Source organism: uncultured Anaerococcus sp., from assembly GCF_963510575.1.
Classification (GTDB): domain Bacteria; phylum Bacillota; class Clostridia; order Tissierellales; family Peptoniphilaceae; genus Anaerococcus.
In genome coordinates this window covers 1-23,824 of sequence record NZ_CAUPFR010000016.1, presented here as the reverse complement: position 1 = coordinate 23,824, position 23,824 = coordinate 1, and the positions used below count along the sequence as shown (strand labels likewise).

Genomic DNA, 23,824 nt, shown 5'->3' with positions numbered 1-23,824 from the left:
TACTTTAGGAGATTAAAATGGGAAAAGTAAACGTTAACAACGAAATCAAGACTTTGAAAAAAGTTATGCTTCACAGACCAGGCGAGGAACTTTTAAACCTTACACCTTTCTTGCTTGAGGAACTTTTGTTTGATGACATTCCAGACCTTGCTAAGGCCCAGGCAGAACACGATGCTTTTGCCAAAATCCTTAGGGACAATGGGGCTGAGGTTGTTTATCTTGAAGACTTAATGGCGGAGACTTTAGATGCTAATGAAGGTCTTCGTGACAAGTTTTTGAACCAATACTTAGAAGAGGCTGGAATTAATAACGAAACCCTCTATAAAGAAAGTGAAGCCCTTCTTAAGTCTATTAAGGATACCAAGACCTTTGTTGAAAAAACTATGTCTGGTATTACCCTAAAAGAAGTTGGCGGTTTCAAAAATATTGACAAGATTGTTAGCAACCAATCTTACTCAGCTATTTATCCAATGCCTAACCTCTATTTCACCAGGGACCCATTTTCTTCTATAGCTAATGGTGTGTCCATTAACTGCATGCATACCAGGACTAGACGCAGGGAGACAATTTACGCTGACTATATTTTTAAATACCACAAGGAATTTGGTGGCACTAGGGATTTCTATGGCAGAACTTCTGGCCATTCTATAGAGGGTGGAGATATTTTAAATATCAACAAAAACCTAGTTATGGTTGGTATTAGCCAAAGGACAGAGCTAGAGTCTATCAAAAAACTTGCAACAAACCTAATTCTTGCTGATGACAATGAAGTAAGGGAAGTTCTTGGCGTAAATATCCCAGTTGAGAGGGCATATATGCACCTTGATACAGTGTTTACCCAGATCGATCACGATGCCTTTACCTACCATCCTGGTATAATGTCCACCTTCCATGCTTATCGTTTTACAGAAAGAGATGGGGAAATTGTCTCAGAACAAGTCGACAAAAACCTTGAAGATTTGCTAAAAGATGCCCTTGGCCTCGATCATGTCAAGCTAATTCCTTGTGGTGGTGGAGATCCAATTGCTGCCCTTCGTGAACAATGGACAGACGGATCCAACACCCTAGCCATAGCTCCAGGCAAGGTAGTAGTTTATGATAGGAATTGTGTTACAAATGCTGTTTTAGAAAAAGAAGGCTACGAAGTTTTAAAACTCGACGCTTCTAACCTAACAGTAGGTAGGGGTGGTCCAAGATGTATGTCTATGCCACTTGTTAGAGAAGACTAAAATTGGGTATAAATTTATTAGACGATAAAAAGTGTAGGGATAATAAAGCCTAAAGCGGATTTTAGGTGTGAACCCTTACAGAAAGCTTTTAGAAAAAGGAAGAAGGATAAAATGTTTAATAAAAAATATACAAATAAACCAAATATCATTTCAAGGCTAGCTAAGGCAATCTTTATGATAGGCGCTGGCGCATATTTGCTAAAGAAAAACAAAAAAGAAGTTAGTGAAACTGTAAAGGACGCCAAAGAAAAAGCTAATAGGGCCAAAGATGATTTCATAGATGCCTTTAATGGAGAAAAATTGAAATAAAATAGAAAATCCGGTCACAGGACCGGATTTTTTGTGGGAAAATTAAGTCTTTGCAAATTTTACTTTCTTAATTTTGGGATTTTCATTAATTTTGCAATGACACAGAGGAAAGCCCCGGGAAGGGGACTTTTTATTCGTTTGTAAGTTTTAACTTTTTCAAAATATTCATAAAGGCTGATAGGATTACTGCTACTACTGATGCGAGCACCATACCTGATAGCTCTATAGAAGCGAATTGGATTTTTAAGCCTGATAGACCTGCTATGAAAATTACTGATGTTAATACTAAGTTCATTGATTTTGAATAATCAACTTTTTGGTCAACTAAGAGCCTGATACCACTTGTACCAATCATTCCGTAAAGAAGGAAGGTTACACCACCTATAACATTACCTGGAATAGTTGAGATGAAGGCTGCTAGAGGTCCGAAAAATGCCATGATAATGGATACTATGGCAGCTCCGCCGATTACTTGGACTGAGTAAACACCTGTAATCGCCATAACGCCGATGTTTTCGCCGTAGGTTGTGGTTGGTACACCACCAACTAGACCTGATAGGGCTGTGGAGAAGTTATCTGCAAATATTGACCTGTGAAGACCTGGGTCCTTTAAAAGGTCCCTGCCAACTATATTTGATGTTACAACCTGGTGGGAAATGTGTTCGCTTGTAATAACAAGTAAAACTGGTAGCATGGCGAGGATTGCATTTACAGAAAATTTTGCCATGTGGAAGTTTGGCATGGTGAAAAGTTTGGCTTCCATAACTGGGGTGAAGTCAACCATGTTAAAAAATATGGCTGAGATATAGCCTACCACGATTGCAATTAGGATTGGAATTGTTGAGAAAAATCCCTTAAAGGCAACAGAGCCTATGATGGCTGTGAAAAGTGTGATAGCAAATACTATAAAGTCTTTAGCTTGGGCTGTATCTGTCATGAGGTTGGCGCCGATTGCTCCACCTGTTACAGTATTGCCAGCTAGTTCGAAACCGATTAGGGCCACAACTGCACCCATGGCTGCTGGTGGAAGGACTAGGTCAATCCATTTGGTGCCAAATTTATAAATTATATAGGCCATTATGCAACCTAGGATTCCGACTACAACAAAGGCACCTTGCGCATATTCAAATCCTTGTTTTGCAATAATAGCAGTTCCTGGTGCCAAAAATGCAAATGAAGAACCCAAATAAGCAGGTGCCTTGCCTTTGGTTATTAAGATGAATAATAAAGTACCAATCCCGTTCATTAAAAGAACAATACCTGGATTAATTTGAAATAAAATAGGGACTAAAACTGATGCTCCAAACATTGCAAAAGTGTGTTGCAAAGATAGGGGCAAGAGAAGCTTCGCTGGGACCTTATCATCGATATGATAGATTTTCTTTTCTTTGTTCATAAAAATTCCTTTCTTTTTTTTTCTCAAATCTCCTATATGATACCATCAAAGCTGGTCTTGTCAAAGGAGTTTTTTATCCGAGATAAATTATCTTTTTTTCTTATCCAAGATAAGTTATTTTTTTGATTTTAATTTAAAAATAGTTTAATTTTTGTGTAGAATTATTTATTTACAAAATCTCTTCGTTCTAAGGGAGAGCCCAGGGGGACTTTCCGCATGTCCCCCCACTGGCTCTCCCTTGAACCCTCTTCCGCTACCCCCTCCAAGCGGCTCCTTGGCGGAGGGCAAAAGTAGAAGTTTGCCTGCGGCAAAGCTCTTTTTTTAGGGGGAATGACCTCGTATTAATTTATGTAAATCCCAACTAATTTCTAATATTTATGCCCATAAAAACTGATAACTCGCTATCGCTCAGTCCTCTACGAGCCTGACGTGCTTGCCATCAGTTTTTTTAACGGGGCTTTCTATTAGAAATCATTCCCAGATGAAGGGGAAATTTGGTCTCGAAGTTGAAGTATTGCTGGGCTCCCTCTATGAACGGAGCAGTTATGTTAATGACTGAAAAAATCTATAAGATACAGTTAATCTCGGATTAACAAGCCTAATTTCTATTTTAAATTTCTTTTAAGAAATTTTTCACTTCCTCTTCTGTGGTTCTGAAAGTAGTTACAAGTCTTGCTATTTTTTTGCTTTCTTTTTCGCCTGTTATTTCAAATTTGGCTATTTTTTGCCATTTTTTAACTTGGTTTTCATCTAAGAGGACGAAGATTTGGTTTGATTCGAAGGGGTAGGCTAGGTTGTAACCTTGGTTTGTGATGCCTTTGGCGAGGACTTTTGCCATTTTGTAGGCTTTTTTGGATCCTTTTAGGTAAAAATCTTTTTCTTCAAAGACTCTTTCCCACATGATTCCAGCTATGAAGCCTTTGGCTAGCATGGTGCCTTTTTGTTTTATTAGGTTTTTTAGGTCTTTTTTTAAGTCTTCATTGACCACTACTAGAGCCTCGCTAAATAGGAGGCCTGCCTTGGTACCGCCAAGGTAGAAAATATCGCAGAGTTTGGTCAAGTCTTTTAGGCTGTAGTCACATTTGTCAGATGCTAGGGCTGCTGCCATCCTTGCTCCATCTATAAAGAGGTAAAGATTATTTTCCTTGCAATAATCGTAGATTTCTTTAAGTTCCTCTTTCTTATAGAGGGTGCCAACTTCTGTGGTGTTTGAGATGTAGACTTTTTTAGGAACTGTCATGTATTCTGTTTTAAATTGTTCGTGGAAATTTTTTATCAATTCTTTTGACAGTTTGCCATCTTCTGTAGGAATTGTTTCTATTTTTAAGCCGCATGCTTCGATTGAGCCTGCTTCGTGACCTTCTATGTGGCCTGATTTGGCTGATATAATGGAGTCTTGTTGGCGCATACCAGCTGTAGCGCCTATTATATTTGCACTTGTCCCACCAGGGAGAAAGTAAATATCTATGTTTTCATTTTCGAGAGCGGTTTTTATCAATTTACACGCCCTTTGGCTGTGGGAATCTATTCCGTAGCCGGGATTTTTTTCGTCTATACAATTTTTTAGGGCGTCTAAGATTTCTGGGTATCCTACTGAGTTATAATCATTTACAAAAAAATACATACTAGCTTCCTTTACTTTGTTCAATTTATCTTTATTATATCAAAAAAATTAAAAAAATTTTAAAAAAAACTACTTTCAAACGGTTTCCCGCACCGAACGAAAGAAGATTGATAAAATGTAACGATAACTGTTATCTAGTAGTATTGATATTCATTATTTGGGGTGATATATTAAATGTACAAAGAAATGTTTATTTTTACATGTTTTTGTGGAAAGGAGAGATTATGCCTATAACATTGTGTAGCGTAGGCGACTTGGTTGAAGTTATCCAACTAAAGGGTGATGATAAAGTCATCAAGCACTTACAAAATTTAGGTTTTGGCAAGGGACGACAAATAAAGGTTCAAAGCTTTGATGGAGTCAATTACATATTTTCTATTGATGATAATAGATTTGCTCTCAACAAGGATTTGGCCAAAAAAATTATAGTTAGAGAGGTGATATAGATGAGCTTTTTAAATGAAGTGCCTATAAAAAGCACAGTCAGAGTGACTAAGGTGGGCGGAGATGGTCCTACCAAGAGAAGAATTATGGATATGGGTATTACAAAAAATACTGAAATCTATATAAGAAAGGTTGCTCCATTAGGAGATCCTATTCAAATTAATTTAAGAGGATATGAACTAAGCATCAGAAAAGATGATGCAAAGAATATAAGTGTGGAAGAGATATGACAATTAGAGTAGCATTAGCAGGTAACCCTAACTCAGGAAAAACAACTCTTTTCAATGCCCTAACAGGTTCAAATCAAAGGGTTGGTAACTGGCCAGGTGTTACTGTAGATAAAAAAGAAGGTCTTTTAAAAGGCCACAAAGACATTATTATTGAAGACTTACCAGGAATTTATTCCCTTTCTCCATATACTATGGAAGAAGTTGTTTCTAGGGAATACCTTATAAATGAAAAACCAGATTTAATCATTAATCTAGTTGATGGTTCAAACTTAGTAAGAAACCTATACCTTACAAGCCAACTATCAGAACTTGGTATCCCAATGCTTATATCCCTAAACATGATGGATATAGTAAGAAGCAAGGGAGATCAAATCGATGTTGCAGCCCTATCTAAAGAAATAAATGCACCAATAGTTGAAACTATAGCTGCTAGGGAAAAGGGTATTGACGAATTAATCGCAAAAGTCTTAGAGCTTGCAAAAGGCGGAGAAAAGCCAAAAACTATGGTTTTCGATGCTGAACTTGAAGAAGCTCTAGGAGTAATTTCAGAAGACTTAAAACCAATTGTTGGAGAAGATTTTGCTAGGTATTATGCTATTAAGGCTTTTGAAAATGATGATGAATCAATGAACCATGTTTCAATTCCTAGTGATGTCTTAGCTAAGATTGAAAAAATCAGAAATGACTTTGAAGCAAAAGAAGACGATGATTGCGAATCAATCATTACTACAGGTAGATATGAGAATTTAGCTGAACTTGCTGACAAAATTTTAGTAAAGGCACCAACAAAACCATCTATAACAGATAAGATTGATAAGATTGTAACCAATAGAATCTTAGGTCTACCAATCTTTGCCCTTGTAATGTTTTTGGTATTTTTCGGTGCAGTTTATGAACATTCACCAGGAACTATTGGTACTGATGCAGTTAACGGCTTCTTTGAAGATACACTTACACCAGCAGTTGGTGCTTGGATGGAAGGAGCTAATATCAACCCAGTTCTCCAATCATTAGTTACTGACGGTGCACTTGCAGGTGTGGGAGCAGTACTTGGATTCTTACCACAAATGATGGTTCTATTTGCCCTATTATCAATACTTGAAGATATAGGTTATATGGCAAGGGTTGCCTTCATCATGGACAGACTTTTTAGAAGATTTGGTCTATCAGGTAAATCATTCATCCCAGCCATGGTTGCAACAGGATGTGGTGTACCAGGTGTCCAAGCATCAAGAACAATCGAAAATGAAAGAGATAGAAAGATTACAATCATGACATCTACTTTCATGCCTTGTTCAGCAAAATTACCAGTAATTGCCCTCATAGCAGGAGCGTTTTTCCCAGAAAACAAAGCCTTGGTATCATTCTCATTCTATATGATTGGTATAGCTTCAATTGTCTTTTCAGGAATTATCCTAAAGAAATTTAAGGCACTAGCAGATGAACCAGCACCATTTATTATGGAATTACCTCCATACCACGCACCAAGAGTAAAATCAGTTTTAACTGACGTTTATAACAAGTCTAAGGCCTATGTTAAGAGAGCAGGAACAATAATCTTCCTATCATCTATCATAATTTGGTTCTTAACACACTTTGACTTCAAATTACACTTAATTGAAGAAAACTCAGAAGGATCAATCATAGCTGTACTAGGTTCTGTAATCGGTGTAATCTTTAGGCCAATAGGATTTGGAAGCTGGCAATCTACAGTTGCAACAATTTCAGGATTCGTTGCAAAAGAGAACGTAGTTTCTACAATGGGCGTTGTTTTAGGCCTTGGTAGTGATGTAGCAGAAGATACACCAGAATTGCTTCAAGCTTTCGGCGCTGCAATAGGAACACCAGTTGCAGGTTATTCATTCTTGCTATTTAACATGCTTTGCATGCCATGTTTCGCAGCAGTAGGTGCTATCAAGACAGAAATGGATGACAATAAGTGGACAGCAATCACTATTGCTTATCAAATGGGCTTTGCCTATATAGTAAGCTTAATCTTCTACCAAATAGCAAGCTACTTCTATACAGGTCAAGTACACTTCGGCACAATCCTCGGAGTAATAGCCCTAGTATTCTTCATCTACATGGTTGTTAGAAAACCATATGTAAAGAAGAATATCGAATACGATAAGTCACTAGCATAAATTTTAGAGCAATTTTGCTCTTAGAGAAAGAAGGAAATAATGAACTTAGCATCTTGGATTTTACTTTTAGTAGTACTAGGAATCTGTGCTTATATAGTTTATTCAAAATTTGTAAAGAAGAGTGACTCATGCGGATGCGGATGCTCTTCATGTGGCAGCGATGATAAAAAATCTTGCTGTGATTAATTACTACACTAGAAAGGCCCTACACTGTAGGGTCTTTTATTTTAGGGATTTTTAGAAATAGAGTATATTAATACTATGACAATTGAAATTAATAAGAAGCGCTATAGGGACTTTGATTCCTATATGAAGGAAAAATTTCATAAAAAAATCATCAAACTCCCCCTAGATGGGGGCTTTACCTGCCCTAATAGGGATGGGACCCTATCTAAGGATGGGTGTATATTTTGTTCAGAAACTGGGTCTGGAGAATGGACTTATGGGAAAAAATCAATTGCCGAGCAAATTTCCTACCAAAAATCAAGGCTATCTAAAGAAGGAAGACCAGAAGCCTATTTGGGGTATTTTCAAAATTTCACCAACACCTATGGAGACCTTTCAAAGCTTAGAAAACTGTATTATGAGGCTCTAGGAGCTAGTGATATAATAGGACTTGCCATAGCAACTAGGGCAGATTGTTTGTCAGGAGAAGTCCTTGATCTATTAGAGGAAATTAATAACAAATATTTTCTTGTAGTTGAACTTGGTATGCAAAGTGTGAATGATAAGACCATTAGACTTATAAATAGGGGATATGATCACAAAACTTTTGACACTGGTCTCAGGAAATTAAAGCAAAGAGGAATCAGGGTTTTAGTCCACATGATAGTGGGACTTCCCTTCGAATCTTATGATGATTATATGAAAGATGTGGCCTATATAAATGAGTCCTTTCCATGGGGCATAAAAATCCACAATCTTTATATAGAAAAAGCAACCAAGCTTGAAAAATTTTACCAAAAAAACGATCTTTCCTATGGTATAGACATGGCTGGATATGTTAGAATAGTGGTAGATATACTTAGAAAATTAAGGCCAGAGATAGTAATAAATAGGTTAACGGGCGATGGCCTGAGTGATGAAATCGCCTACCCAATTTGGTCAAAAAATAAGGCTAAGATATTAACAAGTATCGATAAAATGATGAAAGATAAAAATTTTAGACAGGGGGATTTATGGAGAGAAAATTAGATGCGAGATTTTTTACAAACTCACTAAGCGAAGAAGGAACTTATACTGCCAAGGATAGGTCACTACTTTTGGTAGTTGATATCCAGCCAAAGCTAATGGTAACTATGGATAAGGGCGAAAGGACAACACGAAATACAGTTGGACTTATCAAGGCCTTTAAGAAATACGATATGGCAGTTTTGGCTACAGAACAATATCCAAAGGGCCTTGGCAGGTCTGATGAGGCTATTTTGGCAGAAATTTCTGAAGATAAGATATTTGCCAAGACAAGTTTCAATGCCCTAACACCAGAAGTTTATGACTTTATCAAAGAAAATAAAATTGAAAAAGTCTTTGTGACAGGCGCAGAGGGCCACATTTGCATCTACCAAACAATCAGGAGTCTTTTGGATTTGGGTCTGGATGTATTTTATGTTGACGATGCGATTTCTTCTTATTCTGATGAGCTTAAGAAAATCGCCAGAAAATCCCTAAGAGATATGGGAGCTGTCCTTGTAAATACAGAGCTAATCCTTTTCGACCTAGCAGTTGACAGCAAGGACCCAAATTTCAAATTTGTTTCAAACTTAGTAAAAGAATTAAGAAAGTGAATTAAAGATACTACTTTGTAAGACAAAGTAGCAAAACTCTCTCTATTTTACCGCCAGGCGGTGTGGGAGAGTTTTTTTTGTTTTATTATTCAAGATAATTTATTTTGTTATCCATGATAATTTACTTTATTTTGTAAGTAAATAGATGATTAATTGTTATTTACAGTTGAATCTTCGGAATAAGGGGGACCCCAAGGGAACGTTTCGTCGCTCTCGGCCGCTAGGGCAGGATGTTCCCACATCGGGTCCCCTTTAAACCCCTGGCAAGCCCGTCGTCTCGTGGAGACTTACACCCTCCGAGCGACCGCAAACTCCTCCGTGCTCCCGCACTATGTTTTCGGCATAAAATCCCCAAATCAAGGGGCTTTTATGTCCTCTCGGGGGATAAGGTGTTTGCCTTCGGCAAACTTGTTGGTATGGAGGAGCCCTTGTTCATATTGGACTATTTTCTAACTTTTTTGACATTCAGTCGGCTAAAAATCTCAATCTAGTCCGACTTGTGTTGTGCTTTTAATTCTAGGTCACAGTATTTATTACATTTTAATTTTTAGGTGGATGTCAGTGAGATTTTCTTTACGCCTTCTTCATTTACAAAATTTTTGGTCTCAAGATTTTCACTTATGTAAATATTATATTTATCAGGTTCGTTTGGATTTGTTAAACATTGCTATATAAGCAATTGGCTATAATAAAATATTTTTATTTACTAGATGTCATCCCGACAGAAGGAGCAGCATGTCCCTCGGCAGTTGGAGAGGACTGACGAGGGTTCTTATGAATTAGGGACCAGAATATTCTAAGGGATTTTTTTCTCCTACAATACAAACAATTCTTATAGATTCCAGATTAATAGCAGAATATATTTTCTTGTTTTCGTCAAATTCTTGCTATCTTTTACATTTGGAATAAGAGTCTTATAAGAGTATAATAGCTTTGAAATTACTAACGTTTTCTTGGGAAATTTTTTTTATCAAAGGAGATTTAATGTTTAACAAAGATGATTTTAAGGCTGTGAATGCAGTTAGAACTTTATCAGTTGCTCAAATAGAGAAGGCTAATTCTGGCCATCCTGGACTTCCTATGGGGGCTAGTCCTATGGCTTATACCTTGTTTAACAAGGTTTTAAAGGCAAATCCAAAAAATCCTAGTTTTTTTGATAGGGATAGGTTTGTTTTATCAGCAGGTCATGGTTCTGCTATGCTTTATTCCCTTCTCCACTTATCTGGCTATGATATTTCTATGGAGGATTTGAAAAACTTTAGGCAAATTGGCTCTATAGCTGCAGGTCACCCAGAAGTTGGAATGACTCCTGGTGTTGAAGTAACAACTGGTCCTCTTGGTCAAGGTATTGCCCAAGCTGTAGGTCTTGCCTTAGCTGAAAAACACTTGGCAGGTCTTTATAACAAGGAAGATTTAAAGCCAATTGACCACTATACTTACGCTCTTTGTGGTGATGGTGACCTTATGGAAGGCGTTTCTTATGAATCAATGAGTCTTTCAGGTCATTTAAAGCTTGATAAACTAATCGTGCTTTACGATTCAAATGATATTTGCCTTGATGGCAAGCTTACTACATCTTTTTCTGAATCTGTAAAAGATAGGGTTCTTGCTCAAAATTGGGCATACGAAAGAGTAGAAGATGGTGAAGATTTAGAATCAATTCTTAAGGCAATTGAAAAGGCTAAAGAAAATGACAAACCAAGTCTAATTGAGGTTAAAACTGTAATTGGTTTTGGTTCTAAAAATCAAGGTACAAACAAGGTTCACGGTGCACCTTTAGGGGCTGAGGATTTTGAATTTGCTAAAAAATCTTATGAGTGGGATAGCGAAGACTTTGTAATCTCAGATGATATTTACCAAACTTTCGAAAATGGCATTGGAAAACGTGGTGCAGAAGCCAATGAGAAATGGGATCAACTTTTAAAAGAATATGCTGAAAAATATCCAGCAGACTATAAGGAATTAATGGCTGGTATCAATAGAGAACTTCCAGAGAATTTCCTAGACCAGGTAAAAAAATATGCTCACGAAGATAAGGCTCTTGCTACCCGTGCTTCAAGTGGAGAAATTTTACAAGATTTGGCAAAAGTTTCTAGAAATATTTGGGGAGGTTCTGCTGACCTATTCTCATCTAATAAGACAAATATAGTTGATTCTCAATCTTTCAAAGACGATCCAGCAGGTAGGAATGTTTGGTATGGTGTTCGTGAATTTGCTATGGCAGCTATCGGAAACGGAATCATGGCCCATGGTGGGACCTTCCATCACGTATCAACCTTCTTTGTCTTTGCAGATTACCTAAAGGCAGCTGTTAGACTTTCAGCCCTTTCACACTTGCCACTTGCTTATGTGATGACCCACGATTCTGTAGCAGTAGGTGAAGATGGTCCAACCCACGAACCAATCGAGCAACTTGCTATGCTTAGGTCAATTCCAAATACAATCGTCCTAAGACCAGCAGATGCAAATGAGGTTAGACTATCTTGGAAAATAGCTCTAGAAAGCAAGGATAAACCAGTTGTAATTGCCCTTACTCGTCAAAACGTACCAAACCTAAAGCAAACTGAAACTTTAGAGTCAATCGAAAAGGGAGCTTATATTATAAAGGATGCTGAAAAACCAGAATTAATCCTAATTGCAACAGGTTCAGAAGTTTCTCTTGCCCTAGAATGCGCAGAAGACCTTGAAAAAGAAGGCAAGCAAGTAAGAGTTGTTTCTATGCCATCTATGGAATTATTCAAGGCCCAAGATGCATCATACAGGGAAGAAATTCTTCCAAATGAAATTAGAAATAGGGCTTAAATATCTCAATCGATAGGTTTGGTATTTCAGGCCCAGGCGAAGATGTTGCAGTAAAACTTGGCTTCAATAAAGAAGACATAGTCGCAAAAATCAAGAAAAAATTTTATTAAATTTTAAAGGCTGTGGTCGAAAGACCATAGCTTTTTTGATGGAAATTGTATATAATAAGAAGAGAAGATTAGAAAGAAGGACTTTATGAAGATATTAGAATTACTTGCAGATGGCAATGAAACAATAGAATTACTTACAGTTGTAGATTACCTTAGGAGGGCAGATATTCATATCGATATGGTATCAACAACAGGTTCAAAGGAACTAACAACCAGCCACGGGGTCAAATACCAGGCTGACTTTCTCCTTGAAGAGGTAGACCCAGCAAGCTATGACGGAGTCTATATACCAGGTGGCACCAAGGGTGCAGAAACTCTCAGGGATGATGATAGGGTAATAGAAATTATAAAAAAATTTGACTCAGCAAACAAACTAATAGCAGCTATTTGTGCTGGACCTATAGTTCTTGACAGGGCTGGAGTTTTGGCTGATAAAAAGGCGACATCTTTCCCAACTATAAAAGAAGAACTAAAAAACCTTGGCCAATACATTGACGATGAAATTGTTGTAACAGATGGCAATATCACAACAGGTAGGGGAGCTGCTGTCACAAATTATTTGGCCCTTAGACTTGTAGAAATCATCAAAGGCAAGCAAGCAAAAGAAAAAATTAAATTTGGAACCCAACACTCTGCAGTTGAGAAATATTATGGTATAGAATTTTAGGAAAATTATGAAAAATGTTAGAAAAATCTTTGTCCTAGGTGGGGCAAATCTTTTTGCCAAGACGACAATTAAATATGCTCTGGATTTGGGTTATGCAGTGAAAGCTGTGGACCTCATCAAGCCAAGCGAACTGGAAGAGCTTACCAATCTCGAATTTTACCTAGAGGATTTTTTTGAACTTTCAGACGCTGAAGCCATAAGTCTCATGGAAGATTGTGATAGTTTCATATATGCAGGTGGGGTAAGCGATCTGTCAGTGCCAAGAAAACCCGCTGGCAAATTTTTCTACGAAAAAAACGTCCTTCCAACTGGTAGGGTCGCAAGACTTGCCAAACGTGCTGGCATAAAGAATTTCCTACTTTTGGGAGACTATAAGACAGAAATAGCCGAAAGAAATGAAATCTTAAGGAAGCACAATTATCACAGAGAACCATATATCCAAACAAGATTTATGCAAGAAGCCATAGCTATCTATGAGGGAGAACCCCTTATGAACGTATCTGTCCTAAGGCCAGGCCTAATAATAGGCAAGGCTAATAAATCGATTTTAGAAGCCCACATAGACCTTGTAAAGGCCAACAAAAGTATCCCTGTCACCAAGGGAGTCATCCCTATAGTCTCAGCCGAAGCCCTAGCCAAGGCAGCAATCTATGCCCTTGAACTTGAGGGAAATAAAAAGACCTACCTTGTATCTACAGCAAAGATTTCCTATAGGGAAATTTATGAAAAGATAATTGAAATTATGGGCAAAGATGGAGAAAAAATCCTATTGGATAAGACTTTTGATGACCTTTTTCCAGCCTATGAAAATGATATGAAAACAACTGATTTCAAGGGTCTGCAACACGGTATTAGCCAAGTAAATATGCTAAGGACCATGACCATGGATTTGAGTTTGAAATCTAGCTTTGATTTGGGAAAAGAAGATTTAAGCGAAAAGTTAAGTGAAATGATAAAATTCTACCTAAGTGGAAACGCAGCTAGGCTAGAAAATCAAGAATAAAAGTAAAAAGGGACTGTTGCAAAACGACTTATTCATTATGCAACAGCCCCTTTTTGGCTTTAAGCAAAGTGATTGATAAAAAATGTAATCACGATTGGGTTTGTAAAATTAACTGCGATTGCAAGGACAATCGGAAAAATAAACATTGCCACATCTGCAGGGCCTTTTTCTTCGATAATAGCCTCCATATTTGCCATAGCATTTGGAGTTTGGCCCAAACCTACCCCACAGTGACCAGCAACCATAACAGCGGCATCATAGTCACGTCCCAAAAGGTTAAAGGTCACAAGGCTGGTATAAATAGCGATGAAAATTCCTTGGCAAAGCAAAATGACAAGCATAGGACCAGCTAGGCCTAGGATGGCAGAAATATTTAAGTTTATAAGGGCAAGGGATAGGAAAAGACTTAGAGAAATATTTCCCACAAGGTCAATATTATCCATATCCAGAGGTTTCTTAAAATAGTCGTAGATATTTCTAACAATTAGGCCCCCAAACTGGCAACCAACATAATATGGAAAGTTAAGACCAGTTTTGGCTAGGATTTTGTTGATAAAAGTCCCCAAAAAAGCGGAAAGACCAATAATAACAATGGCTTTAGTCAAGGTTTTTTGGTTAGTAAGGCTTTTTATATCAGCAAAGCTTCCCTTAGAAAGAGATCCCCTACTAAGTAAGGAATTTTTTGCTATAAGACGTCTGGCTGTTGGGCCACCAACAAGAGAACCTGCCAAAAGGCCAAAAGTCGCAGCTGCAACCCCTATGCTAATATTTGACTCAGCGCCCATAGACTCCATGATTTTACCAAAACTAATAGCAGAACCAATCCCACCTGTCATTGAAGTCGAACCCATGGCAATGCCGTGGAGGGGGTTGATGCCAAAAATTTTGGCTAGGCCTACACCGATTAGGTTTTGAAGGGGCAAGAGAATTATAATTGCAAGGGCAAGTTTAATCCCTAGAAACCCAGATTTTTTAAGCATAGCAAAGGATGCTGAAAGTCCAATGGCTGTAAAAAATATGTTCATAAAGAAATCTTGGAGGACCTTATCAAATTCAATTGTCGCTATTTTTGTCTGTTTAAGAATAAGGACAAAAATGGAAACAATAAGGCCACCAACAACTGGGCTCGGTATGAAAAATGTTTTTAAAAATGAAATTTTATCTTTTAAACTACTGCCTAGGATTAGGGCAATAATTGCTATCCCAAGGCTTTCTAATATATCTAATTGTAGGGTCATTCTTACCTCTTTATATTTTTTTACTCTTAATATGTAGAATATTATAGTTTTTTTTGCAAAAATAACAATATTTATGGGCTTTTTCTTGAAAATCCTATGCCTCTTATAATATAATAGTAAAATAGGAGAGAAAGAATGAAAATTTTATTTTACTTATCTGGATTTGCCTTATTTTATGCAATGATAGGCTATCCTCTAGTTCTTCTAATTTTAGAAAAGTTTATAAAGAGAAAAAACAACCAGGATTATACAAATAAGCCATTTGTTTCTGTGATAATCTCTGCTTACAATGAAGAAGATGTAATTGAAAAAAAGTTGGAAAATATAATAAAAACTGATTATCCTTCCTATGAAGTGATTATTGCTAATGATGCCTCAAATGATAGGACAGTCGAGCTTTGTGAAAAATTTATAAAAGCCCATCCTGACTATGATATCAAGGTAAATACTGTAGTTAACCACCTAGGCAAGACCAACGCCCAAAACGAGGCTGTTGAGGTTGCCAAGGGTGAAATTATTGTCTTTTCTGATGCTAATTCCATGTTCAAAACAGACGCCATCAGCGAACTAGTTTCATATTTTACTGCAGATGATATCGAGTATGTTTGTGGATCGCTAATCTATATGGAAGACGTGGATGTGTCTTCTGCAGTAGCTGAGAACACCTATTGGAATTTTGAGCTTAAGCTAAGAAAAATCGAGTCGAATATAAAGACAATTGTAAATGGCAACGGAGCAATTTACGCAGTTAGAAAAAAAGATTATAGGCATATAGACTTGGTTAATAGTCACGACTATGAATTGCCACTTTATGCTGGCCTTAACCACAAAAGGGCCCTTTACAATCCAAAGGCAATAGCAGTTGAAAAGGCAGGACAAACCACAGCCGATGAGTTTAAGAGAAAGGTGAGGATGCAAAGAAGGATTCTAACCAATATCTTTACTAACTTAAGAAGGTTAAATATTTTCGAATACGGCTGGTTTTCCTTTTTTCACTTTGGTCACAAAACTCTAAGGTATATGCAAGCTTTTTTCCATATTGTCTTATTTATAGCAAATCTTGCGATTTTAAATGATGGAATTTTCTATAAGCTATTTTTCCTAGGCCAGGTTGGTTTTTATACCCTAGCTGTTATTGGTCAGCTATCAAGGACAAAGAACAAGGTTTTCTATTTCCCAAGATATTATTGCGCTATGATGCTTGCCCAAATTTTAGGAGCCTATAAAGAGCTCAGGGGTGCATCCAAGGCAACTTGGGAAAAGGCAGAGACTACAAGGAAGCTATGAGAGTTGAAGTTTTAATCTCCGCTATGAATGTGGAGGATATAAATTTTTATAAAAAATTCAACCTAGAATGTGATGCCCTTATCATAAACCAGGCTGGGAAAAATTCCTACCAAGAAGTCTATGATGATGGCAAAAAAATTAGGATGATTACTACAGATACAAGAGGACTTGCTATTTCAAGAAACCTTGCCCTCTTAAATTCGACTGCAGATATAGTTGTTTTTGCAGATGATGATGAAGTTTTTGAGAAGGGTTACCTACAAAGGATTAAAGATGGTTTTATCGAGTATCCAGATGTTGACTTTTTTGTTTTTAAGACTATTGTCTATCAGGAAGGCAAGGAGATAGTCAAAGTCCAAGAGGATAAGGACCTAAGTTTTTATAACTGTTTGAGGTATGGATCCGTCCACTTCGTTTTTAGAAGGGAAGCCTTAGCCAGGGCAAATCTCTACTTGCCAATTCTTTTTGGAGCAGGAACATCAAGGGGAAGTGGAGAGGATTCGATTTTTATCCTATCCGCCCTTAGAAAAGGCTTAAGAGTTAGGACAAATACAAGTCTTATCGCCAAGGTTTATAACGATGATTCAACTTGGTTTAAAGGATTTGATGAAAAATATTTCTACGACAAGGGAGCTCTAGCCAGGGCACTCTTTCCTAGGTTTTACAAGTTTTATATAAGGTATTTTCTGTATTCGCACCCGGAAATGCTTAGAGAAATCAAAAAAGAAAGAGCAAGAGAAATGATGCTTAAGGGTGCTAGAGATTTTGGAGGATATAATGGAAAATAGAAAATCGAAGTTTACAGCGTTTCTTTCATCTATTATAGCTGGTGTAATTGTAGCCATGATCGTATATTTTGGCTTGAATTTCGCAGGCTATAAGGAATATAGGGCGTCTAGCAAACTTGTCACTACTTCTGTAGAAAACATGACAGAGAAAAACCCTGCTGAAGGTTTTGCAGCAACCTTAAATTCTAAGGCTATTAAAGAGAGAACTTTAGAGAACCTAAAAATAAATTGGCCTATATCAAAGCTTGACAACAAGCTAAAACTAACCCCAATTGCAAGCTCTCCAATCATTGAAATTTCAGTAACTGATACCAATAAGCAAAGAGCTGAAGATTTGGCTGATGAATATGCAGACCTATCAAAAACTGTCATAAACAACATCTATAACACAGGTGCAGATGTAATGGAATATGCCTATCAAAATGGGATTGCCATTGACAATACCATTAACTACGCTATATATGCAGGTGGTGCAGGCTTTGTAATCTATTTAATAATCTCCTTGGTATCAGTAAGTCGATATAATCACAAACTTAAAAAGAGACTTGGCAAGGAGAACAAAAATGAAGAGCTAAAGGCTCGTGATCAAGTCAAAAAAAACAAAAAACTCATCGAAGAAAATGAAGAAGATGTATTTGTAGAAGACTTTGATGATGATTTCGAAGATGAACTTGGAGAAACTAATCCTGATCAAATAGAAAACCCAGAAGAAACAACACAAATCAAGGAAGAAACCAGACCTTTAGAGCCTGTAGAAGATTTAGAAGACTTTGCCTCAACAAGGATAATCGATAAAAATGAAATAGCCATGGCAAGTAAGGCGAGTGAAAAAAAGGCAGTAGCAGAAGATGCAAATAAGCTTGAAGTTTTAGGCAAACTTCCAAAATACCAGAGAGGAGCACTAGATGTTTAGAAGAAATAAAGCTGATGAAAGTAAGGAAATCCTCCTCCAAGCCTTTTATAACCTAGAAGACAAGTTAACTAGCAAACTGGGAGTAGATGATGCAGTCATAGCCTTTACAGCCACTGACGATAGGACAATGAAATTGGATTCCATTTATATAATGGCAAAGCATTTATCAGAAGAAAACGAGAGGATTCTCCTTATAGATGCCAACCTTAGAGCAGATGAACTCGAAGAAATGAAAGGTTATTATAACAAAAGGGGCTTTGTAGATTGCCTTTTAGGCGATTTTAGGATTGACGATGTCATAGTCAGAGAAAGCGACAACCTTCATTTACTAATGACTGGAAGAGTATCAGAATACGAGGATATGTTCCTAGAACCATCAGCAATTTCTAATTTCTTTGCTGATTGCAAGGACAGGTATGACTATGTTTTTATAAATGCCAAGGAAAACATAGATATAGCTGAAGCTAATGTATTTTGTGGTCTTGCCGATAAGACAGCGATTTTCAGCACAGAGGCAAATGCCAAATCATCCCTAATCGAAGAATCTATTAGCCAACTTGAAAAAACAGGCGCAGATATAGAGGGAATCATAATCTCAGACTATGTTTACGAAGATAGTGAACTTGATGACCTTTTTGGAGGTAAATAATGAAAAAATTAAGTGCGATTTTAGCCTTAGGTCTTATCTTAAGCCTAACAGGATGTATGGATGATTCATATAAATCAGTAAGACATCCTGAAAATGCTGAAACTGAAGTAGTTGAAGAAGCAAAACCAAAAGAAAAAGAAGAAAAAACTGAAAACTCAGAAAATGAAAAAGAAACAAAAGCAAATGGCGAAGAAAATGTTTCCGACCAAGTCAAGGAAGAACTTGCAGAAGGCCTTGAATTTAAGGTGGCAGACACTGTAAATATGCGTCTAGCACCATCAGTAAATTCAGCTGTAGTCGGTCAAGCTAGTCCAGATGATGAGATTTTAAACCTTGGAGAAACCGAAGGTTGGAATAGGGTAACTGTCAATGGCAAAACTGGCTACATTAGATCAGACCTTTTGATTAAAAAATAAGAAATAGAGGTTGTTATTTTAACAACCTCTCATTTTTTGTTAAATTTTTATAAAGATATGTTATAATACAAGTAGAGAGGTTTAAATGATTGATATAATAAAAAATATGTTTATGCCAATCTTTACGGTAGTTGCTGTAATTAGCCTGATTAACTTCCTAATAGAAGGCAGAAAATTATCTGCCTATGTAAGTGGAGTTACTGGTTTTATTGGAGCCATTTGCTTGGTCATAGCTATAATAAATCCAAATAGCGACTTATTTATGCAATTCTATTTATTGTTATTTTTATTATCTATTTCGCTTGTGATTTTGGCTTTGCAAAAGCAAATTGATGCTTTTACTGTTATAGGTATTGCCCTGATGGTTGTAATGTTGTACCTACTATTGAGATTTCCATTAATATGAAAAAGAGGTTTATATGATTAAAATCAAAAACTTGAAGAAAATTTACGACAATGGTTATGAGGCCCTAAAGTCTGTTAACCTTGATATCGAAGATGGTGCCTTGGTAACACTTTTAGGACCTAGTGGTTGTGGAAAATCCACAATCCTAAACATAATCGCAGGTATCCTAGACCCAACAGATGGAGATATAGCTTTTGATGGCGAATCAATCGTCAACAAACACCCAAAAGACCGTGATATTGGCATGGTTTTCCAAAATTACGCCCTATATCCACACATGACTGTCCTCGAAAATATAATTTTCCCCCTAGTTGTAGGTGAAAAAAAGATTAAAAAAGAAGAGGCAATTAAGCTTGCCCAAAAATATATGGATTTAACCTATATAACCGATATTCAAAACAAAAAACCAAAGGAAATATCAGGTGGTCAACAGCAAAGGGTGGCTATAGCGAGAGCTTTGGTTAAAAATCCAAAGACACTTTTGCTAGACGAACCCCTTTCAAACTTGGATGCTAGACTTAGATTATCTATCAGGGAAGAGATTAGAAATATAGTGAAAACTGTAGGGGTTACTACAATTTTTGTAACCCACGACCAGGAAGAAGCCTTATCAATCAGCGACTACATCGCCCTAATGGATAAGGGAGTCATTCAACAATACGATATTCCACAAAATCTTTACTTAGAACCAGCCAACCTTTTTGTGGCCAAATTTATTGGAAACCCAATAATAAATGTTTATGATGTTGAAAATAAGAGCGATGCCTTTGTAAATGGCAGCCTAGCTATTAAAAAAGATAAATTAATTGATTCAAGAAAAAAAGCAGACCTAAATGCTGGGTCTTACCAAGTTGGCATAAGACCTGAGCATTTCAAATTAGATCCTAATGGTGACTTGGAAATAGAAGTAGAATCTCGTGAGATGATTGGTAGATATATGATCCTCCACTTTACTTTAAATGGCCAAGCTTCAAGGATGGTTGTTGATTCTGCCCTTGATATAAATCCAAAAGATAGAATTAAGGTGGCAGTTGACCACAAGGCAATTTACCTCTTTACAGAAGATGGGGAAAGGGTCTACTAATGAAAAAGAAAATGACCTACAGGGCAGAGTCTACCAACAAGGCTTGGCTCTTCCTTCTACCTTCCCTGGTTTTTATATTAATTTTTAACGTTTATCCACTCTTTAGGACTTTTTATATGGCTGTCCACAGCAATAACATCCTAAAACCACAATTTGTTGGATTTGCAAACTTTCCAGCAGTTTTTCATGACAAATTATTTATCCTTGCCATGAAAAATACCCTTATATATTCGATTACAGTTGTGCCTTTATCTATTATAATTTCAATGTTTATAGCCTTGATTTTGAATGAAAAAATAAGGGGCAACAAGTTTTTTGAGACAATTTTCTTTATACCTTACCTAACCAGTGTAATCGCTGTAGGTATAGTATTTAGGTACTTATTTAATGGCCAATATGGCTTTATTAACCACATGCTATCCTTTATTGGAATAGGGCCTATAGAATTTTTAAATAATCCTGATTACAATATGCTCTCTGCCATCATCTTTGGTGTGTGGAACGGCCTAGCCTTTAATATTATAGTAATCCTTGCTGGCTTAAGAGGTATTGACAAGGATTATTACAAGATAGCCGATACCTTTGGGGCGACAGGTTGGGAGCAATTTAAGAAAATCACCCTTCCACAGCTAACAAATATAATTACCTTTTTGTTTTTGACAAGTTTTATAGCAAGCTTTAAGGTTTATAACCAAATTTTCGCCCTCTTTAATGGTAAGGCAGGTGTTGGAAATAGGCTAATTACTGCAGTATATTATATCTACAAAAAATTCTATGTGGAGTATCGTTATGGCCAAGCCATGGCAGCTGCTGTACTTTTGTTCCTATTCCTCTTAGTTATGACCTTTGTCCAAAGGGCAATCATAAGAAAGATAGCGAGGTAAGCGATGAAGAAGATTTTTAAAGGTCTAGCTTTTATATTTATAGTATTAATGGCAGCTGTAACTCTCTTTCCTTTTATTTATATGATTTCATCAGCTTTGATGAGTTTTAGCGAAGTAACAGCTATACCACCAAAACTTTTGCCAGCAAGTCCACAATTTGTAAACTTTGCCGAGGCTATGAAGGCAGCTCCTTTTGCGAGATATTTTGTCAATACAGTTTTTGTTTCTTTGATAAATACGCTAGGAACTTTGACCACAACAGTGCTTGCAGCCTTTGCCCTAAACTTTATGAACTTTAAGGGCAAAAATATGCTCCAAAACTTTATGCTAGCTCTTTTGATGGTACCTTTTGAAATAATTATTTTTACCAACTACTCAACAATTGCAAAACTTGGGCTTCTAGACACCTATGTTGCCCTAATAATTCCTTTTATGGCATCAGTATTTTATATTTTCTACTTGAAGGAATTTTTAAAATCTGTCCCAAGAGAGTTTTACAATGTGGCAAAGGTTGACGGGGCAAGTGATTTTGAATTTATAAGAAAGGTCATGATTCCGATGTGCAAGCAAAGTCTATTTACAATTGGACTTTTAAACTTTATTACAGGTTGGAATTCATTCTTGTGGCCAATCCTCGTTACAAATACCAAAAATATGAGACTTATCTCAAATGGTTTATCTGCCTTTGCAACAGAAGCTGGTCAATTAATCCACCTTCAAATGGCAGCATCAACCATCACTGTCCTTCCAATTTTAATCCTTTACTTCATTTTTAGGAAGCAAATCCTAAGGGGAGTATCTTTTGGAGGAATTAAGGGATAAGGATTGAATAAAATAACTTTTAAGGGTATATATTAAATGTAAGAATGATGAGTTTGCTTGTAACAAACTTAGGTAAAATTTTTTTAAAGGGGAAGAAATGAAGAAAAAATTAACATTACTTGCAGCTTTAGTCCTATCTATTGGAATGTTTTCAGCTTGTGGCAACAAGGCCAAAGAAGAAGCTCCAAAAGAAGAGGCAAAAGTAGAAGAAAAAGCAGAAGAAAACAAAGATAAAGAACCTGCTAAAGAAGGTCAAACAGAAGTAGTTTTCTGGCACGCTATGGGTGGCGGACAAGGCGATGCTTTAGAGAGTCTTGTAAAAGATTTTGAAAAGGAAAATCCAGACGTTAAAATCACTCTCCAACACCAAGGTGGCTACGGAGATCTTAACCAAATCCTAGTTGCAACTATGCAATCACCAAAAGATTTACCAACTATTACCCAAGCTTATCCAGACTGGATGCTACAATTTTCTGAAGCTGGTATGGTAGCTGACCTTACAGATAGAGTTAAGGGTGAAAATGGTATCGAAGATTATGATGATATCTTCCAAGGTGTAAGAGATGAAATCGAACAAGATGGCAAAATCATCGGTATTCCATTTAACAAATCAACAGAAGTTTTATGGTACAACCAAGACATCTTTGATGAACTAGGCATTAAAAATCCAACAAACTTTGATGAGCTAAAAGAAGCTGCTAAAAAAATCAAAGCTGCAAAAAATATACCAGCCTTTGGTTGGGATTCACTTTCTAACTTTTATGTAACCTACCTAAAGAACAAGGGAATCGACTTTGGTCCAGACTTAGACGTTACTTGCCCTGAATCAATTGAGGCAATCAAATATTACCTAGATGGTATCAAAGAAGGTTACTTTAGAATAGCTGGTACTGACCAATACCTATCAGGCCCATTTGCAAACCAACAATTAGCTGGCTACATCGGTTCAAACGCTGGTGAAGTATATGTAAAAGAAGGTGTTGAGGGTAAATTCAAATACGCAGCTCAAGCATATCCTGCAGAAAAAGCAGTTCAACAAGGTACAAACATCTATATGTTTGACGGCGCAAGCGATGAACAAAAAGACGCAGCATTTAAGTTCCTTAAATTCCTAGCAAGCAAGGAAAGCCAAATCAAATTCGGTTTAGCAACAGGTTACATGCCAGCTAGAAAATCAGCAGTTGAAGATGATTCTTACAAGAATGCTGATTCTGTAATTCCAAAAATCCTTGCACCAGCGAGTGAAAAATTATTCTCAAGACCACTTGTTCCAGGCAGCCAACAAGCCTACAACGACATTGCAAGCAAACTTGAAGAAATCCTATCAAATCCAAATTCTGATGTAGAAGCAGAAATGAAAGCTTTTGCACCACAATTTAAAGCAGATTTCGAAAAATAAAATTAGTAAAGAAAAACTCCCGACTTGGGAGTTTTTTGTTTTGTTGGGAAATTATTGAGTGCATATATGCTAATGTAATAATTTAGTAATTTTGAAGTATAATATAAATGTTATCATCAACACTCATAGCATGAGAGGAGGTGAGACCATGCGAGAAGTGTTTGATTTCATTCTTGCCGTCGCAGCGGGAGAATAG

Annotated in this window: 23 protein-coding genes and 1 pseudogene; 21 read left to right on the top strand and 3 right to left on the bottom strand. The window is 36.8% G+C overall.

The features are described from left to right. The first annotated feature begins 17 nt into the window (after positions 1-17). A complete protein-coding gene (locus RQ907_RS02470) occupies positions 18-1,229 on the top strand; it encodes an arginine deiminase (RefSeq protein ID WP_311491824.1) in 1,212 nt (403 codons plus the stop codon). A 111-nt stretch (positions 1,230-1,340) separates the two neighbouring features. Next, positions 1,341-1,538, top strand: coding sequence for a hypothetical protein (locus RQ907_RS02465; RefSeq protein ID WP_311491823.1), 198 nt, complete (start codon positions 1,341-1,343; stop codon positions 1,536-1,538). 130 nt (positions 1,539-1,668) lie between these two features. On the opposite strand, the gene uraA is transcribed toward RQ907_RS02465, so the two are convergent. Next, entirely contained in the window at positions 1,669-2,934 is a 1,266-nt protein-coding gene (gene uraA / locus RQ907_RS02460; RefSeq protein WP_311491822.1) for a uracil permease, read from the bottom strand. A gap of 610 nt (positions 2,935-3,544) precedes the next feature. Further along, the gene (locus RQ907_RS02455) at positions 3,545-4,558 is read right to left on the bottom strand and encodes an aminotransferase class I/II-fold pyridoxal phosphate-dependent enzyme (protein ID WP_311491821.1); all 1,014 of its coding nucleotides are present in this window, start codon (positions 4,556-4,558) and stop codon (positions 3,545-3,547) included. Positions 4,559-4,782: 224 nt separating this feature from the next. On the opposite strand from RQ907_RS02455, the gene RQ907_RS02450 reads away from it, so the two are divergent. The 9 genes and pseudogenes from RQ907_RS02450 (at position 4,783) to RQ907_RS02410 (ending at position 13,742) form a co-directional block, all read left to right on the top strand. After that, entirely contained in the window at positions 4,783-5,004 is a 222-nt protein-coding gene (locus RQ907_RS02450; protein WP_311491820.1) for a FeoA family protein, read from the top strand. Then, positions 5,005-5,232, top strand: coding sequence for a ferrous iron transport protein A (locus RQ907_RS02445; RefSeq protein ID WP_311491819.1), 228 nt, complete (start codon positions 5,005-5,007; stop codon positions 5,230-5,232). Continuing rightward, entirely contained in the window at positions 5,229-7,376 is a 2,148-nt protein-coding gene (gene feoB, locus RQ907_RS02440) for a ferrous iron transport protein B (RefSeq protein WP_311491818.1), read from the top strand. Before RQ907_RS02445 ends, feoB begins: the two co-directional genes overlap by 4 nt. A 39-nt stretch (positions 7,377-7,415) precedes the next feature. Then, on the top strand, positions 7,416-7,562 hold the full coding sequence (locus RQ907_RS02435) for a FeoB-associated Cys-rich membrane protein (RefSeq protein ID WP_311491817.1): 147 nt from the start codon (positions 7,416-7,418) through the stop codon (positions 7,560-7,562). Between the two features lie 75 nt (positions 7,563-7,637). Beyond that, the gene (locus RQ907_RS02430) at positions 7,638-8,570 is read left to right on the top strand and encodes a TIGR01212 family radical SAM protein (protein ID WP_311491816.1); all 933 of its coding nucleotides are present in this window, start codon (positions 7,638-7,640) and stop codon (positions 8,568-8,570) included. Then, on the top strand, positions 8,555-9,160 hold the full coding sequence (locus RQ907_RS02425) for an isochorismatase family protein (protein WP_311491815.1): 606 nt from the start codon (positions 8,555-8,557) through the stop codon (positions 9,158-9,160). The genes RQ907_RS02430 and RQ907_RS02425 overlap by 16 nt, the downstream gene beginning before the upstream one ends. Before the next feature lie 984 nt (positions 9,161-10,144). Next, positions 10,145-12,072, top strand: a pseudogene (tkt, locus tag RQ907_RS02420) (transketolase). Positions 12,073-12,157: 85 nt separating this feature from the next. Beyond that, positions 12,158-12,739, top strand: coding sequence for a DJ-1 family glyoxalase III (locus tag RQ907_RS02415; protein WP_311491814.1), 582 nt, complete (start codon positions 12,158-12,160; stop codon positions 12,737-12,739). Between the two features lie 7 nt (positions 12,740-12,746). Beyond that, entirely contained in the window at positions 12,747-13,742 is a 996-nt protein-coding gene (locus tag RQ907_RS02410; protein ID WP_311491813.1) for an NAD(P)-dependent oxidoreductase, read from the top strand. A 59-nt stretch (positions 13,743-13,801) separates the two neighbouring features. On the opposite strand, the gene gltS is transcribed toward RQ907_RS02410, so the two are convergent. Next, complete coding sequence (gene gltS, locus RQ907_RS02405; RefSeq protein WP_311491812.1) at positions 13,802-14,980, bottom strand: sodium/glutamate symporter; 1,179 nt, start codon at positions 14,978-14,980, stop codon at positions 13,802-13,804. Between the two features lie 135 nt (positions 14,981-15,115). Here gltS and RQ907_RS02400 point away from each other — a divergent pair, with 135 nt between their 5' ends. The 10 genes from RQ907_RS02400 to RQ907_RS02355 all read left to right on the top strand — a co-directional run bounded on the left by RQ907_RS02400 (position 15,116) and on the right by RQ907_RS02355 (position 23,628). Further along, complete coding sequence (locus RQ907_RS02400) at positions 15,116-16,267, top strand: glycosyltransferase (protein ID WP_311491811.1); 1,152 nt, start codon at positions 15,116-15,118, stop codon at positions 16,265-16,267. Continuing rightward, on the top strand, positions 16,234-17,055 hold the full coding sequence (locus tag RQ907_RS02395) for a glycosyltransferase family A protein (RefSeq protein ID WP_311491810.1): 822 nt from the start codon (positions 16,234-16,236) through the stop codon (positions 17,053-17,055). The genes RQ907_RS02400 and RQ907_RS02395 overlap by 34 nt, the downstream gene beginning before the upstream one ends. Further along, positions 17,045-17,968, top strand: coding sequence for a chain-length determining protein (locus RQ907_RS02390; protein WP_311491809.1), 924 nt, complete (start codon positions 17,045-17,047; stop codon positions 17,966-17,968). The genes RQ907_RS02395 and RQ907_RS02390 overlap by 11 nt, the downstream gene beginning before the upstream one ends. Continuing rightward, the gene (locus tag RQ907_RS02385) at positions 17,961-18,617 is read left to right on the top strand and encodes a protein tyrosine kinase (protein WP_311491808.1); all 657 of its coding nucleotides are present in this window, start codon (positions 17,961-17,963) and stop codon (positions 18,615-18,617) included. Before RQ907_RS02390 ends, RQ907_RS02385 begins: the two co-directional genes overlap by 8 nt. After that, positions 18,617-19,033 (top strand): SH3 domain-containing protein, encoded by a 417-nt coding sequence (locus RQ907_RS02380; RefSeq protein ID WP_311491807.1) that lies wholly within the window; start codon positions 18,617-18,619, stop codon positions 19,031-19,033. Before RQ907_RS02385 ends, RQ907_RS02380 begins: the two co-directional genes overlap by 1 nt. An 85-nt stretch (positions 19,034-19,118) precedes the next feature. Next, on the top strand, positions 19,119-19,439 hold the full coding sequence (locus RQ907_RS02375; protein WP_311491806.1) for a hypothetical protein: 321 nt from the start codon (positions 19,119-19,121) through the stop codon (positions 19,437-19,439). Positions 19,440-19,452: 13 nt separating this feature from the next. Then, complete coding sequence (locus tag RQ907_RS02370) at positions 19,453-20,523, top strand: ABC transporter ATP-binding protein (RefSeq protein ID WP_311491805.1); 1,071 nt, start codon at positions 19,453-19,455, stop codon at positions 20,521-20,523. Beyond that, on the top strand, positions 20,523-21,407 hold the full coding sequence (locus RQ907_RS02365) for a sugar ABC transporter permease (RefSeq protein ID WP_311491804.1): 885 nt from the start codon (positions 20,523-20,525) through the stop codon (positions 21,405-21,407). Before RQ907_RS02370 ends, RQ907_RS02365 begins: the two co-directional genes overlap by 1 nt. A gap of 3 nt (positions 21,408-21,410) precedes the next feature. Continuing rightward, on the top strand, positions 21,411-22,229 hold the full coding sequence (locus RQ907_RS02360; RefSeq protein WP_311491803.1) for a carbohydrate ABC transporter permease: 819 nt from the start codon (positions 21,411-21,413) through the stop codon (positions 22,227-22,229). A 97-nt stretch (positions 22,230-22,326) separates the two neighbouring features. Then, positions 22,327-23,628, top strand: coding sequence for an extracellular solute-binding protein (locus tag RQ907_RS02355; protein WP_311491802.1), 1,302 nt, complete (start codon positions 22,327-22,329; stop codon positions 23,626-23,628). Positions 23,629-23,824 lie beyond the last annotated feature (196 nt).

Bases quoted from the DNA above. Each gene is read 5' to 3' on its own strand.
- RQ907_RS02470 (WP_311491824.1), top strand. From the start codon at position 18: ATGGGAAAAGTAAACGTTAACAACGAAATCAAGACTTTGAAAAAAGTT.
- RQ907_RS02465 (WP_311491823.1), top strand. From the start codon at position 1,341: ATGTTTAATAAAAAATATACAAATAAACCAAATATCATTTCAAGGCTA.
- uraA (WP_311491822.1), bottom strand. From the start codon at position 2,934: ATGAACAAAGAAAAGAAAATCTATCATATCGATGATAAGGTCCCAGCG.
- RQ907_RS02455 (WP_311491821.1), bottom strand. From the start codon at position 4,558: ATGTATTTTTTTGTAAATGATTATAACTCAGTAGGATACCCAGAAATC.
- RQ907_RS02450 (WP_311491820.1), top strand. From the start codon at position 4,783: ATGCCTATAACATTGTGTAGCGTAGGCGACTTGGTTGAAGTTATCCAA.
- RQ907_RS02445 (WP_311491819.1), top strand. From the start codon at position 5,005: ATGAGCTTTTTAAATGAAGTGCCTATAAAAAGCACAGTCAGAGTGACT.
- feoB (WP_311491818.1), top strand. From the start codon at position 5,229: ATGACAATTAGAGTAGCATTAGCAGGTAACCCTAACTCAGGAAAAACA.
- RQ907_RS02435 (WP_311491817.1), top strand. From the start codon at position 7,416: ATGAACTTAGCATCTTGGATTTTACTTTTAGTAGTACTAGGAATCTGT.
- RQ907_RS02430 (WP_311491816.1), top strand. From the start codon at position 7,638: ATGACAATTGAAATTAATAAGAAGCGCTATAGGGACTTTGATTCCTAT.
- RQ907_RS02425 (WP_311491815.1), top strand. From the start codon at position 8,555: ATGGAGAGAAAATTAGATGCGAGATTTTTTACAAACTCACTAAGCGAA.
- RQ907_RS02415 (WP_311491814.1), top strand. From the start codon at position 12,158: ATGAAGATATTAGAATTACTTGCAGATGGCAATGAAACAATAGAATTA.
- RQ907_RS02410 (WP_311491813.1), top strand. From the start codon at position 12,747: ATGAAAAATGTTAGAAAAATCTTTGTCCTAGGTGGGGCAAATCTTTTT.
- gltS (WP_311491812.1), bottom strand. From the start codon at position 14,980: ATGACCCTACAATTAGATATATTAGAAAGCCTTGGGATAGCAATTATT.
- RQ907_RS02400 (WP_311491811.1), top strand. From the start codon at position 15,116: ATGAAAATTTTATTTTACTTATCTGGATTTGCCTTATTTTATGCAATG.
- RQ907_RS02390 (WP_311491809.1), top strand. From the start codon at position 17,045: ATGGAAAATAGAAAATCGAAGTTTACAGCGTTTCTTTCATCTATTATA.
- RQ907_RS02385 (WP_311491808.1), top strand. From the start codon at position 17,961: ATGTTTAGAAGAAATAAAGCTGATGAAAGTAAGGAAATCCTCCTCCAA.
- RQ907_RS02380 (WP_311491807.1), top strand. From the start codon at position 18,617: ATGAAAAAATTAAGTGCGATTTTAGCCTTAGGTCTTATCTTAAGCCTA.
- RQ907_RS02375 (WP_311491806.1), top strand. From the start codon at position 19,119: ATGATTGATATAATAAAAAATATGTTTATGCCAATCTTTACGGTAGTT.
- RQ907_RS02370 (WP_311491805.1), top strand. From the start codon at position 19,453: ATGATTAAAATCAAAAACTTGAAGAAAATTTACGACAATGGTTATGAG.
- RQ907_RS02365 (WP_311491804.1), top strand. From the start codon at position 20,523: ATGAAAAAGAAAATGACCTACAGGGCAGAGTCTACCAACAAGGCTTGG.
- RQ907_RS02360 (WP_311491803.1), top strand. From the start codon at position 21,411: ATGAAGAAGATTTTTAAAGGTCTAGCTTTTATATTTATAGTATTAATG.
- RQ907_RS02355 (WP_311491802.1), top strand. From the start codon at position 22,327: ATGAAGAAAAAATTAACATTACTTGCAGCTTTAGTCCTATCTATTGGA.